At 54.1% G+C, this 12,657-nt stretch carries 11 protein-coding genes and 3 pseudogenes; 8 read left to right on the top strand and 6 right to left on the bottom strand.

Going from position 1 to position 12,657, the window contains the following annotated elements; translation table 11 throughout:
- The first annotated feature begins 38 nt into the window (after positions 1-38).
- Together HYQ67_RS18335 and HYQ67_RS18330 are read left to right on the top strand one after the other, a co-directional pair.
- Positions 39-2,186 (top strand): DotA/TraY family protein, encoded by a 2,148-nt coding sequence (locus HYQ67_RS18335; protein ID WP_202305911.1) that lies wholly within the window; start codon positions 39-41, stop codon positions 2,184-2,186.
- A gap of 278 nt (positions 2,187-2,464) precedes the next feature.
- Positions 2,465-2,761, top strand: a complete 297-nt coding sequence (locus tag HYQ67_RS18330; protein WP_202305904.1) for a hypothetical protein — start codon at positions 2,465-2,467, stop codon at positions 2,759-2,761.
- A gap of 847 nt (positions 2,762-3,608) precedes the next feature.
- Here HYQ67_RS18330 and HYQ67_RS18320 read toward each other — a convergent pair.
- Both HYQ67_RS18320 and tnpA read right to left on the bottom strand, forming a co-directional pair.
- A pseudogene (locus tag HYQ67_RS18320) lies at positions 3,609-3,821 on the bottom strand (type II toxin-antitoxin system RelE family toxin); the annotation flags it as partial.
- A gap of 48 nt (positions 3,822-3,869) precedes the next feature.
- Positions 3,870-4,295 (bottom strand): IS200/IS605 family transposase, encoded by a 426-nt coding sequence (gene tnpA, locus HYQ67_RS18315; protein ID WP_202305902.1) that lies wholly within the window; start codon positions 4,293-4,295, stop codon positions 3,870-3,872.
- Positions 4,296-4,352: 57 nt separating this feature from the next.
- On the opposite strand from tnpA, the gene HYQ67_RS18310 reads away from it, so the two are divergent.
- Positions 4,353-5,543 carry an RNA-guided endonuclease InsQ/TnpB family protein gene (locus HYQ67_RS18310; RefSeq protein WP_202305897.1) on the top strand — a complete coding sequence of 397 codons (1,191 nt, stop codon included), beginning with the start codon at positions 4,353-4,355 and terminating at the stop codon, positions 5,541-5,543.
- Between the two features lie 13 nt (positions 5,544-5,556).
- On the opposite strand, the pseudogene HYQ67_RS18305 reads toward HYQ67_RS18310, so the two are convergent.
- Positions 5,557-5,634 (bottom strand): annotated as a pseudogene (locus HYQ67_RS18305) (type II toxin-antitoxin system RelE family toxin); the annotation flags it as partial.
- Positions 5,634-5,873, bottom strand: a complete 240-nt coding sequence (locus HYQ67_RS18300) for a type II toxin-antitoxin system RelB/DinJ family antitoxin (RefSeq protein WP_202305895.1) — start codon at positions 5,871-5,873, stop codon at positions 5,634-5,636. The gene HYQ67_RS18300 and the pseudogene HYQ67_RS18305, both read right to left, overlap by 1 nt.
- 211 nt (positions 5,874-6,084) lie before the next feature.
- Between HYQ67_RS18300 and HYQ67_RS18295 the strand changes: the two genes are divergently transcribed.
- The 5 genes and pseudogenes from HYQ67_RS18295 to HYQ67_RS24505 form a co-directional block, all read left to right on the top strand.
- Positions 6,085-7,425, top strand: coding sequence for a secretion/conjugation apparatus DotM-related subunit (locus HYQ67_RS18295; RefSeq protein WP_202305893.1), 1,341 nt, complete (start codon positions 6,085-6,087; stop codon positions 7,423-7,425).
- 14 nt (positions 7,426-7,439) lie between these two features.
- Complete coding sequence (locus HYQ67_RS18290) at positions 7,440-8,471, top strand: thioredoxin domain-containing protein (protein WP_202305891.1); 1,032 nt, start codon at positions 7,440-7,442, stop codon at positions 8,469-8,471.
- On the top strand, positions 8,461-10,671 hold the full coding sequence (trbC, locus tag HYQ67_RS18285; RefSeq protein ID WP_202305889.1) for an F-type conjugative transfer protein TrbC: 2,211 nt from the start codon (positions 8,461-8,463) through the stop codon (positions 10,669-10,671). The genes HYQ67_RS18290 and trbC overlap by 11 nt, the downstream gene beginning before the upstream one ends.
- Positions 10,668-11,036, top strand: a complete 369-nt coding sequence (locus HYQ67_RS18280) for a hypothetical protein (protein WP_202305887.1) — start codon at positions 10,668-10,670, stop codon at positions 11,034-11,036. Before trbC ends, HYQ67_RS18280 begins: the two co-directional genes overlap by 4 nt.
- A 69-nt stretch (positions 11,037-11,105) precedes the next feature.
- Positions 11,106-11,192, top strand: a pseudogene (locus HYQ67_RS24505) (hypothetical protein); the annotation flags it as partial.
- Between the two features lie 53 nt (positions 11,193-11,245).
- On the opposite strand, the gene HYQ67_RS18275 reads toward HYQ67_RS24505, so the two are convergent.
- Positions 11,246-11,485, bottom strand: a complete 240-nt coding sequence (locus HYQ67_RS18275; protein WP_202305885.1) for a hypothetical protein — start codon at positions 11,483-11,485, stop codon at positions 11,246-11,248.
- Positions 11,482-12,657 (bottom strand): VENN motif pre-toxin domain-containing protein (locus HYQ67_RS24300; RefSeq protein ID WP_202305883.1); only part of this gene is annotated, 1,176 nt, incomplete at its 5' end. The genes HYQ67_RS24300 and HYQ67_RS18275, both read right to left, overlap by 4 nt.

Raw genomic sequence — 12,657 nt, 5'->3', positions numbered from 1 at the left:
TCGCCCCTGAGCGGCAACCCAACTTTCTGAGAATCCCTATGAATGCCATACGCAACCTGCTGGCCGGCGCGCTGCTGAGCCTGTTTTCCGTGTGCGCCTTGGCCGATACGGTCGTCAGCTTTGACAGTATCGAACAGGCCGCCAAACGCCCGACGGACCTTTCCCGCCAGTTTCTGGTGATGATGTTCGGTGACGTTGTCACAAACCCTCTATCGACTAACCGCAGCATGGTCGGGGAGTTGTTCTTTGTTTTTAACGGCATCGTCATGGCGGTGGCGGTGGTTTACTTCCTGATGGTGACGCTGCGCCACGTGGTGAAGGTGGGCCACAAGGGGAAGGTGTTCAGCGGTGCCGGCTCGGCTATGGGGCCGGTGACCACGGCGGCCGGGTTTATCTCGCTCGTCCCCACCGTCTCCGGATGGTCCATCTCGCAGCTGCTTTTTCTGTGGGCCGCCTCCGTCATGGGGGTCGGTTCGGCCAACGTGGTGACGGACCGGATCGTGGATTTGATTGATGAAGGCTACTCGCTGGTCGTGCAGCCGGTGGCCCCGGATACGGTTAACTCCGCGCGCGCCATCTATGAGATGAACCTGTGCATGTACAGCATCAACAGCGAGTTGAATAACATGTACCAGCGATACGGCCAGGGCGGCACGCCGCTTATGAAAATAAAATCCCTGCCGGACGGGTTTGAGATTGGCAACGGCAGCGCGCTGTGCGGGTCTGCACGCATACCTAAATCGAATCCCATTACCGTGGCCTGGGAGTTCGGCATACATGCGGATACCAGCGCCATTTTTAACGCACAACAAAGCGCACTCAACGCCATGCAGAACTCACTCTCGCAGAACGCTGCAGCCTTTGTGAATGCGACGGTCAGCAAACAGCAAACCGGGAGCGGAGCAATACCGGATGCGGAAACGGCCATTCAGAACGCGGCCCGGGCCTATGAGGACAGTATCAATCAGGTGGCAAAAGCTCAGGGAGGCGGTAACACGCTGGCCTCAACGATGACCGCACAAATCAAGAAGAATGGCTGGCTGGCGCTCGGGGCCTGGTATCAGACCATCGCCACGGCCAACACCAAAATGAACGACGCCGTGCAGCTTAAGCCTGTACTGGCGGGCATGTCCGGCGTGGGCGAGCTGGGCAGCGGCGAGCAGTACGCCACGATCCAGACGGCCTATCACGCGCAGCTGCAGAACTCGCCGTACACCCCGCCGATGGGCACCCAGGGTTTCCGGGACACCCTGCAGGCAACGGATGCATCGTCACCCGAAGCCGTGTTTGTCGGAGTATTTCATTCATACTTCCAAAGGATGACGAACAGAATAGCTACTGCCCAGTTCGGCAGCGCGGGTGAAGCCAGCGGCCAGATGAATCCGCTGCTCAAAATGAAAACCATTGGTGACTACACCATGGGAGGCGCGCAGGCAGCCTTTGCCGCATTCACCGCCGCGAAGGTGGCCACGGCTATGGGAGGGAAAGGCTTCTGGGGTAAGGTCCTTAACGCCTTCTCTTTTAATGCAGTGACAGGAATAGCCGCCTTCCTGGATGCCGTCACGCCTCTCGTCTACTTCCTGTTGCTGATGCTGTTCGGGGTTGGCGTGTCGCTGTCAATCTACCTGCCCCTGATCCCGTTTATCTTCTGGATTGCCGCAGCGGCCAACTGGTTTGCCAGCGTATTTGTGGGATGCACGGGCGGTACGCTGTGGGCCGCCACGCACCTGGGCACGGAAGAGAGCACCGGCAGCCGCTCGGCCTATGGCTACATCTTTCTGATTGATGCCATGCTCCGTCCGCTGCTGATGGTCTTTGGCTTCGTTTTTGCCAGCCTGATTGTGATCGGCGTCGGGACGCTGACCGATATGCTCTTCGGTCCGGCGATTGCTAACGTGCAGACAAACTCTTCAACCGGCATTGCCACAATGGTATTCTTATTACTGGCCTACGCGAGAATATGCACTACCAGCGTGACCCGCGCATTTGCCTTGCAGGTCACCATGCCCGATTATATTATTTCGTGGCTGGGCGGGCGAGAAGCCGCCAATATTCTTGGGGGCCTGGCAGAGTCAACAAAAAGCGTATTTGCTGGTTTTTCAAATGGACTTCAACGCACACCCGGTATAAAATCAAATGATAAGACTGGAAATAATAACAAAGGCGATGAGGACGGAATACAATGACAAGAAAAGGATTTTACTTAAGGTTCCTTTATTATGTGGTTGCCTGGGGGTCTGGGTTATGGTGCCTTTTATCTGGTATAATAATGTTTTTCGTACTTCATAAAAACGAATCTATACTTATACCAATCTCAGTCACTGCCTTTGGGTCCGCCATACTCTACTCAATATACAAAATGAATCGCAGAACACGAACGCGCGTCAAAGATATACTTAAACGGTTTAAATGCGCTGAGTTCTCCCCTGATAAAGATTATGAAATTACGCGCATCGATACGGGTATGTATTTCGGCATTGATACCAAATATGGCACGATGTTGATGGCCTCGACTTACGACAAGGTCTTTAAGGGCATACACTTCTCAGACTTCTCCGGGTATTCATGCCGTGGTGATGAAATCACCCTTAAATTTAACGACATTAAGTTCTCGTCCTTCAAGTTGAATGCCTGGAATGAGTCAAAATGCATGGAGTTTGCGCACCGCCTCGACGTGCTGCTCTCCGGCACCTATCGTCCTGCAAAGCTGCCCACGTCTGATTTCAGAAAGCACGTACAGCAGGTTGCGATGGCCAGTTAATCCCCCTCATCTCCGTCGTGAATCAGGCGCCCCTCTTCGGGCGCTTTTTTCTTGGGTGAGGATTTCAACCCGGTGTATTTAACCTTACGGATAACTTCTCAGAAGCAGCGTTTTTCCATTTATGCATACAGAAAAATCATTCTTCCGGGATAGCGAAGAATGAACCGATAAAAACTACCGGACTGAGATCCCTTCGAATATCACAAACCATAACAATATAATCATATTTATAACGAAGCGATTACAGTGTCGCTAAGTGAATATTACCCTTAGGATTTTAAAAATGAAGATGAGTGATATCAACCTGCCAGGCATTGTTTATGTACTTTCGTATGGCGTCGCCCTCTGGTGCATCATCGCTTGCGCTTGTTTGTTTATTTTATCAGGCACGGCCCCCTTCAGATTTCAACTGATAGCCGCTGCGATTATTGTAATCGGTGGCGTCATCATTTGTATTTTGCACGGGTTAATACGCAGAGCTGAGGTGAAGTTCCAGCGATTAATATCCGGATTCAAATGCGCTGACTTTTCACCTAACGCAAATTATTAACTCACCCGCAACGATATCGGGGCTTATTTTGGTATTGATACCACGCACGGCACGATCTTAATGGTGTCGTTGCACGACAAAATATTTAAGGGCAAGGAGCTCGCTGACTATGCCGGGTATTACTGTGAAGGGACAACAATGACCATTACGTTCAATGACGTTAATTTCCCGACGTTTAAACTGCGTATGCGCAGTGGTTCAAAATGCAGAGAGTTTGCTCATCGCCTGGACGTGTTGAAGTCAGCCAGCTATCGGCCGGAAAAGCAGCCGGGGAGTGATTTCGGCATGCACGTACAACTAAACAATGCGTTTGGCCGCTTCGGAATAGACAGCTGCTCGTTCTCTTTTACCGACGGAAACGACAAAGACGACGACCTTTTCATCGATCACCTGGTAGACGAGGCGGTACCCGGATGATCTGAGCTTGATTTTGTAGCAGTCTGGCATGCCATGTAACCTGTTCGCCTCAATTCTGGGTGACTGTAGCACCTCGGCCAGCTTCTTTTTTAGCAAAAGCCCCGTAAACCCTCGCCCAATCGGGCGGGGATATAAGGGGAGCTAATCAGGGGTTTTCTGCGCTGCTACATACGCTTTCAGTGTTTCGATTGTTGCGCCGCCAGCACTACAAGCAAAATAGGAGCGTGACCAGAGCACCCCGCTATTACTCGCCTTGCGTAAATTCGTATTCAGGATGCGCACACGGCGACTACTGATCGACTTCAAATTATTGACCAATACACTGATAGCCAGCTTCGGCGGGTATGCGATCAAGATATGAACGTGATCCGCTTCCCCGTCCATTTCCAGAATCTCAATTTCCAGCTTTTCGGCAGCGCTTTGAAATGCTTCCCGTATCTGCTGAATCATCATGCCGTCAAAAATCTTGCGGCGGTACTTCGTAGTAAAAATCAGGTGAACAACCAATTTACTGACGCTATGGCGTCGCAAGAGATAACCTTCAAACGCCTTACCCTGCACACTCACTTGAAAAGCCCCACTTCAACCCTTATATTATGCGCATCCTACATGTGAGCACTGAAAATGAAAAGAGCTACCAAAGTACGAATTCACCCGACCGACGAACAAGCCGCATTCCTGAATGCGCAGTTCGGCGCAGTTCGTTTCGCGTACAATAAAGCCCTTTATATCAGCCGTCATATGTACCAGCGCCACGGCGTTTCCCTCAAGCCAACGCGCGACATAAAACCGTTGCTGGCAGTGGCGAAAAAGTCACGTCGCTATAGCTGGCTCAAAGAATATGACTCGCTGGCGCTACAGCAAGCGGTGATCAATCTGGACAGGGCATTTGCTAACTGTTTTAACAAGAAACTCAAAGCCAGATACCCCATTTTCAAAAGCAAACACGGCAAACAATCCAGTTATCATCCCAACGGGAAGGTATTAACTGACGCTATTCAGTTGCCAAAATTGAAGCCTATCCGGGCGAACGTTCACTGTAAGATTGTCGGCAGCGTTTCCAGTATCACAATCACCCGCAACGCAGCGGGTAAATACTACGCCTCAATACTCGCAGACGATGGACAGGAAGCGGCAGCAAAGCCGGCCTACATCACCAACGTAGCGGGCTATGATTTGGGGTTGTCGCACTACTTGATCAGCAATGACGGCGGCAAGGTGGAGAATCCTCGCCATCTGGTCAACGCATACCACCGCTTACGCCGTGACAACAAGGCGCTATCCCGTAAGAAATTGGGGAGCGCAAACCGCCGTAAGGCTCGCTTACGGCTTGCCGCACAACACGAACGGGTAGCCAATGCCCGCGCTGACTTCCAGCACAAACTTTCCAGACGAATTATCGACGAAAACCAAGCGGTGATTGTGGAAACACTGAAATCAGCAAACATGATGAAAAATCGTCGCCTTGCCCGTCACATAGGGGATGCGGCATGGTCTGGATTTGTGGCAAAACTGGCATACAAAGCAGAATCGGCGGGGGTTCACCTGATCAAACTGGATCAGTGGTTCGCCAGCTCGAAAACATGCCATTGTTGCGGTCATAAGATGCCGGAAATGCCGCTAAAAGTGCGCAAATGGAAATGCCCCGGTTGTAATGCTGATCATGACCGCGATATCAACGCGGCGATCAACATACAGCACAAGGGCATAACTGAATTAATGGCGGCGGGTCACGTCGTCAAAGCCCATCGAGGCTTGCGTAAGTCTGGCTCTGTGCCAGTTGCAGCCCGCGAAGTGGGAAGCCTCGCCCTTTAGGGCGGGGAGCAGTCACCTGCTCGCGAATAGTCGCCCCCAGCTTTCGCCACTCCTTGAGCGCACGTTCGTCAAAATCCAGCTGATACGGCATCAGAGATCATCCAGTGTCATGCGCACTGGTTTTGGGTTACGAAGCCTTTCTTTGACGACTTCAATGAGCTCAGCATCTTCGTCGCTTAAAAGCGTTTGCCTGAAAGGCAGCCTTTCATTGTCCGCTACGTACTCAAGCATCAGGCGAAGCGCTTCAGAAGGCGTTACCCCCATTTTTTCCAGCGCAGCATAAGACCGCGCTTTGAGTTCATCATCGATGCGCAAATTGATACTTCCCATCCAAGCCTCCTGTGTAAATACAAATGTCATTACAATCATTGCACCGCCATGTGCGTAAGGCAAGCTTCAACGGTAGTCGGTGCATACCTTTTTCTTTGTTCAAATCCCGCGTCCGCCTGGGTGCTATGTCTGCGGGGATCACTCTTCCCGGTGCGCCTCACTTGCTTTAGCCCTCTCACTTACTGCAGCCATCGCGCTGTCCGGAGTTACCGTGTCTACTGTTCGTCAACCTGCCCCGCACAATCCCGGGCAGGAAAAACTCATCATGGCCCTGCTTGCTATGGTGCTGGCCTTTGTCCTCATCTGGATCTACCTGCCGCCGGTAATGTACGGCTATATCTGCGTATTGTATTTCCTGTGGGGGCTGGTCGATATCCCTCAATTCCACGCATGGGCCGCTGAGCATATCAACCTGCTGGCGTGGGCCGGCAATAATGTGAATACCCTTACGTGGGATCAGTTCGTTACGATTATCAATCACACCGCCGGCATTCTGTTTATCCCGCTGGGTTTTATCGTCGTCTTTGGCATTCTGGTCGCGCGCAATCACCCGGCCAACTGCACCCGCAGAGTCATCAATGTCTATACCCTGCCGCACATCATGTCTTCATGGTCACCGACCATCATCCCCGCGCTGTGCTACGGCGACAAGAAGACGCAGCTGCTTAACGTTGACCCGCCGGAGCACCGCAGCGCACAGCACCCGGAAGAATTCGCCGTTGAGCATCAGCTGGTTGTCGGAATGCGCCTCGACCGTGCCCGCACCGCTGAGATGTTCCGTGCGCAGCTGGGCCAGCCGATGACCGGTCCGGAAGATTTAAACGCCCATGAGCGGGCGCTGTTTACGGTGTTTGCGCTGGCGTCATTTATGGATAACCGCAAACAGGCGGAAAGCCTGCTTGACACCCTGAACCGCTCCTGCCTGTTCAAGTCCCGCAAAAGTAAAAGCAGGCGGGGTTATCCCGATCTGGACCGGGCGGATACCGTATTCAGAAAGGTATTAGCGCACCCGGAGGCGGCGCAGTGGTTTTCCCGCTACGGCACGGCCCGGACCTGCCTGTCCGCGCTGCACGACCAGGATTTGCGATTACCCGGTGCTCGTTTTCGCTGGTTAAAGGGACTGGACCGTCCGCTGTGGTACGCCCTGACATCGACCGGTCGCCCGAAGGTGTTTATTGAAGGTGCCGGCATTATTGCCCGCGCGCGCTGGGAAACGCTGGTCGCAGTGATGTCAGCCCGGCTACAGATAACCGTTCCGCTGCCGGAGAACTGCATGGATATCGCCATCGATGCGCTGAACGACGATTTGCAGAGTATCGGTATGGTGGCCGAAGACCACGACCTGCAGCCGGAGAAAAAGGGCAAATCCAGCAACACAGATGACATGGATGATGACGACGCCGGCGAAGAAGACAGCGTTGTCATTCTTCCGACGCCGTCACTGGCTAAAGCCCCGGCTCCGGCATCATCTCCAGTCCCCGCACCGCCTGAATCTCCGGCACCGGCAATACCAGCGGCGCAACAGCTGCCGCGCAGACGCACATCTAATTAAGTGAGAACAACATCATGAAAGCCTTCACCGTCACCCTCAATGGTTCATTACTGGTCGTTGCCGATAACAAACATGACCCGCTTTTTACCCTGGACCTGGCTCCCGGCTCACGCTTCTGGCTGGGTGAGTCTGAAGTCTCACTGCACCACACGTCGTTGTATTACACCACCCTGTACCACGATGCGCCGGGCCAGCAACCCCACGCACTCTTTAAGGGACAGTGTGCCGAAGACGCTCGCTCTCTTCTCGCGGAAATCACCCACGGCGTCAGCCGTGCCGGAGAGCGTAAAAAAATCCCCCGGCTGGCAGCGGCAGCGCTCGGCTTCATTATGCTTGGTGCCGTCGGCTCCGCCGCCTTCATGCATCAGACCGTGCGCCTTCACGCTGATGTCCCGCTCCCCCCGCACCGGGGAATACCAACGGTGGCGCTCATGCCGGAAGCTCAATCTCAACCATCGCGCATTCATCCGCCTGCACCAGTCATACCCGTCACGCCAGCGCCGGCCGCCTCAGGCCCGGGCAGGCTGCAGGCACTGCAGAACACCGCGAAGCACCTCGCCGCTGCGGCACAGACCGGTAAATACACCGTCACGCTGTCATCCGGTCATCCACGCACCCTGTACGTTTTTGCTGACCCCCTGTGCGAGAACTGCCGCATCATTGAGCCGACGCTGCTGAAGCTGGCGCAGCGCTACAACGTCGAGATTTTTCCGGTCACGCTGGTCGGCAAAATGTCCACGGTAAACCTGGTGAGCCCGGTGCTGTGCCGCCCCCGGGCGGAGCGCAGTACCGCCTGGGATAATTTATTCCGGGCAGACAGGGGGATAACACCGGGCCAGAAAGCCACTCCTGCAAAAACCTGCGAGACGGGTATTCAGGCGCTCATCAAAAACGATATGGCCATGAAGCTCTACCACATCCCCGGCACGCCGTCCCTGCTGGCCGACGACGGCCGCTTTATTCCGCTACGGACGCTTCGCTCGGATGCCTCGCTTCAGGCATTCCTGAATTCTCCCGTTACGACCGAGGGGCGCAATGAGCCATAAATCCGAAATCGATGCGCAGCGTGTCAGGCGACAGGTCAGCTCCACCTGGATAACTGACCTGCTGTTTTCACCGTTTGCCATCCAGCTGTTACTGATTGCCGGCCTCGTTGCCGGTTTTTTATTTCCGGTCACGTTGTTACCCGCGTGTTTGCTCCTTCTGCTGCTTCTGACGCTCTTTTCTGATGAGCCCTTTCGTCTTCCTCTGCGCATGCCCGTTGATATGGATATGCCGGACCGCTCAACGGAACGCGAAATGCCGAAGCTGCGCAATGGGTTTGGCGGACTCTTTCGTTACGTATCGCGCCTGCGCCAGTTTCAGAAATCCGCCGGCATCATGTGTCTGGGCTATGCCCGGGGAAAATGGCTCGGCCGCGAACTGTGGCTGACGCTGGATGACACGCTGCGTCATATGCTGCTGCTGGCCACCACCGGCTCGGGCAAAACCGAAGCCCTGCTTTCCGTGTTCCTGAACGCCATCTGCTGGGGCCGGGGAATATGCTATTCCGACGGTAAAGCGCAGAACTCGCTGCATCTGGCCATCTGGTCGCTGGCCAGACGCTTTGGCCGGGAGGATGATGCGTACACGCTTAACTTTATGACCGGGGGTATCGACAAGTTTGAGGCCCTGCTGAATAACATCAAGAAGCGGCTGCCCTCCAACACCATCAACCTGTTCGGTACCGCCAACACCACGTTTATCATCCAGCTGATGGAGGCACTGATGCCCGCTGCCGGTAGCGGCGATGCGGGCTGGCAGGATAAAGCAAAATCCATGCTCTCAGCCCTGGTCTACGCGGTGTACTACAAGTGCGCCCGCGAAAAGCGGCGTATCTCGCAGGCGGTTATTCAGGAATACCTGCCGCTGCGCAAAATGGCGGAGCTGTACGTCGAAGCTAAACGCGACGGCTGGCACAAAGAGGCCTGGCAGCCGCTGGAAAGCTACCTCAATACGCTGGCAGGCTTCCGTATTGAGCTGGTCGGCCGTCCGTCTGAATGGGAATCCGGCGTGTTCGACCAGCACGGCTTTCTCATCCAGCAGTTCAACCGCATGCTGACGATGTTCAACGACATCTATGGCCATGTGTTTGCAAAGGATGCCGGTGACGTAGACATCGAGGACGTGCTGCATAACGACCGCATCCTGACCACGCTTATTCCGGCGCTTGAACTGTCAAAAAGCGAAGCGGCCAATATCGGTAAGCTGTATATCTCAGCCATCAGGATGACCATTGCCCGCGACCTCGGCTGCGAGCTCGAAGGGATGATTAACGACGTTCTGATTGTTAAAAAATACTCGTCAAAATACCCCTACCCCATCGCCATGGATGAGCTAGGCGCCTACTTTGGCGAAGGGATGGACAACCTGGCCAGCCAGCTGCGTAGCCTGCAGTACATGCTGATTGTCAGCGCCCAGGATATTCAGCGCTTCATCGCCCAGTTTAAGGGCGAGTTTATGACGGTGAACGCCAACCTGCTGACGAAGTGGTTTATGGCGCTGCAGGACGAGAAAGACACCTACGAGCTGGCCGCGCTGACGGCCGGCAAAGGGTATTACTCGGAGCTGGGTTCGCTGGAGCAGACCGCGGGCGTGGCCACGCCGGGCTATGAGGACGCTAAGGCGCATTACATCCGGGAGAAAAACCGCCTCGACCTTTCAGACCTCAAAGACCTGCAGCCCGGTGAAGGGATGATTTCGTTTAAGAGCGCGCTGGTACAGAGCAACGCCGTCTACATCCCTGATGATGACAAGCTGACCTCAGCGCTCCCCGCGCGCATTAACCGCTTTATCGATGTCGCCCGACCGACTGAAGCGATGCTGTTTACCCTGCAGCCGGAGCTGACCGGCTACCTGCCGCCCACGGCACAGGAGACGGCGGGCATTCTGCAGCATCTGGGAGAGCCTGTGGCAGCCGGCATGACGCCGGGCATTGCCGATCCGGTTCTCCGGCGCGTGGTGGCGGTGGCCCTCGACCTCGATAACCGGGCAGATATCAGCTATACGCCGGCACAGCGCGGCGTGCTGCTGTTTGAGGCTGCCCGGGAGGCCATGAAAAAGCAGCGTGGCAACTGGAAGCCTCAGGCCCAGCCCCCCAAACCCGTACGCGTATCAAAGGAAAAGGCTGCAGAACTGGCAGCCGAAGAAACCACCTCGACCACCTCATCATTTTCCTCTTACAGACCACAAGGACCCCGACCATGAATCATGTCACTGACGCACAAACGATGATAAATGCTGACCCTCTGATCCGGGCAATGACAGCTCGCCTGTCGTCATCCACAGACCCGGTCTGGCGAAAGAAAGCCGGATCGATGCTTACGGCCCTGATTTGCGTGGTTCGCTACAAATGCCTTCAGGAAAAGTGCGAAGCCACGGAAGAAATCGTGAAGGGATATCTGCCGCTGACAAAAATGAACGAACTGTGCGCTGAGGCCAAATTCGAAGGCTGGCCAGAAGAAACCTGGCAGAAGCAGGAAGGCTATCTCAGTACGCTGGCTGGTTTTCGTATCGGGCAGATCGGTCGCCCGTCTGAATGGCGATCGGATGCCCTGGATCAGCACGGCTAGGAAAGCACGCCGAAAGTAGCAAATTACTGATATGCATCACGTCAAAAAGGCCACAGGTGAAAGAAGGTCTGTAAGCTTTCAGGGCGCAAGCAGAAAACCCTTGAGTTTATTGATATGATCACGGCTAAAACGCGATCAGTAGGGAGGTGGGGCTGATGACTTGCAGATAAAAAAATCCCAGCTGTTAAGAGCTGGGATTCCCGTTATTTCTATTTACGATAATGACGATAATAGATATACCAGCATCCACATCCTATTACCGTTCCTGCTAAAGAGGCTGCTTTTAGATATCGGATCAGATCACTAAAAGGCAAAGTCAGCGGAATCCCTTGAAAGATAAGTAAAAATAACCGGCTAAAGATGAATGCAGCTAATGCTAAAATGATCATCCCCAGAATGCTGGCCGCTATTAAATAAGCAAATAAAATAAACCACCGTTTATGACTCATTTTACGTCCTTCTTCAGCTTCTCCACACCTTTCCCTGCCTGATCATTAAAGATCTCTGTAAATGTGCCTCCGCCAGCAGTTCCTAAAGCCCCAGGGAGTGGATTCAATGGCATAGGTTTGCTTATTCCCATTCCAACATCAACCCATTCCCAGTTTTTCCAGTTAGGATTGATAAATTTATCTAATCCAGGCTTGATTAACTTACTGCCAATTCCATAACCCAGACCGGCTCCAAGACCACTAATCGCTCCGCCGGTCAACGGATCATCACCTTTCAGCAAGTTAGATGTCGCACCACCCGCTGCATTCCAACCCACTGTTCCCCATAGACCCGTTTCAGCCGTAAATGCACCAACATAGCTCGCGATTAATACATCTGTTGGATTAACTGATCCATTAATAGCATATTGAATACCAGCATTCGCTGTTCCACCAATGCCAGCTGTTACCTGCATTCCGCCTGGTAAATAAATCAGACCCGCTGCTGCCAACGCTCCTGCATACGCTTTATTTTCTGAGATCCCTCGCTGGCAGGCTGCACCTGACGGGTTATCTGCACAGGAGAGAACATCGGCACCATGCCTCTGTACAGCTTTGATTTGATCTTCTTCCGTACCCAGGAAGTTATTCTCAACTGCATTCTTCCCGGCACTTGCTCCAGCAGCTGCTCCGGATATATCCCGGCCAGCAATCCCGCCGGCCATACCCGACGAAATACTCGCCAGTGTACTCAGCGTCTGTTTCTGATCTTCGCTCAGCGTTGACAGGTCTTTAACATCCGGGTAAAGCACCTTCGCAATAGCTCCGGCGATAAGCTCTCCCGTCGCACCACCTGCGACACCCGCTGCTGCACTGTTGCCCTGAAGGGCGGCGGTCACCCCACCCAGAATGGCATGAGCCACAGCCTTCGCTTCGTCATTGTCATCAATGCCTGCGTGGTGGCCGATAATATTCGCCAGCTCCGGTGCCGATGCTCCGGCCAGCGCACCGCCGATATTTCCACCCGCCAGGCCCTGAAGCGCCGCGGTCGCTGCCTGAATACCGCGCTGCATGTCGCTGCCGGTGCCGTATTTCTTCATTTCTTCCTTGTAGGACGGCGAGTTACGCAGGCCTGCAAGATAATTCTGTCGCTCCTCTTCCGTTGCATTCGCCGGAAGCGTGGTTTTCGAGTC

It is taken from the genome of Dryocola clanedunensis subsp. sulfonylureivorans, from assembly GCF_016756775.1.
Lineage (GTDB): Bacteria > Pseudomonadota > Gammaproteobacteria > Enterobacterales > Enterobacteriaceae > Dryocola > Dryocola clanedunensis.
This window is presented reverse-complemented; position numbering and strand designations above follow the sequence as displayed.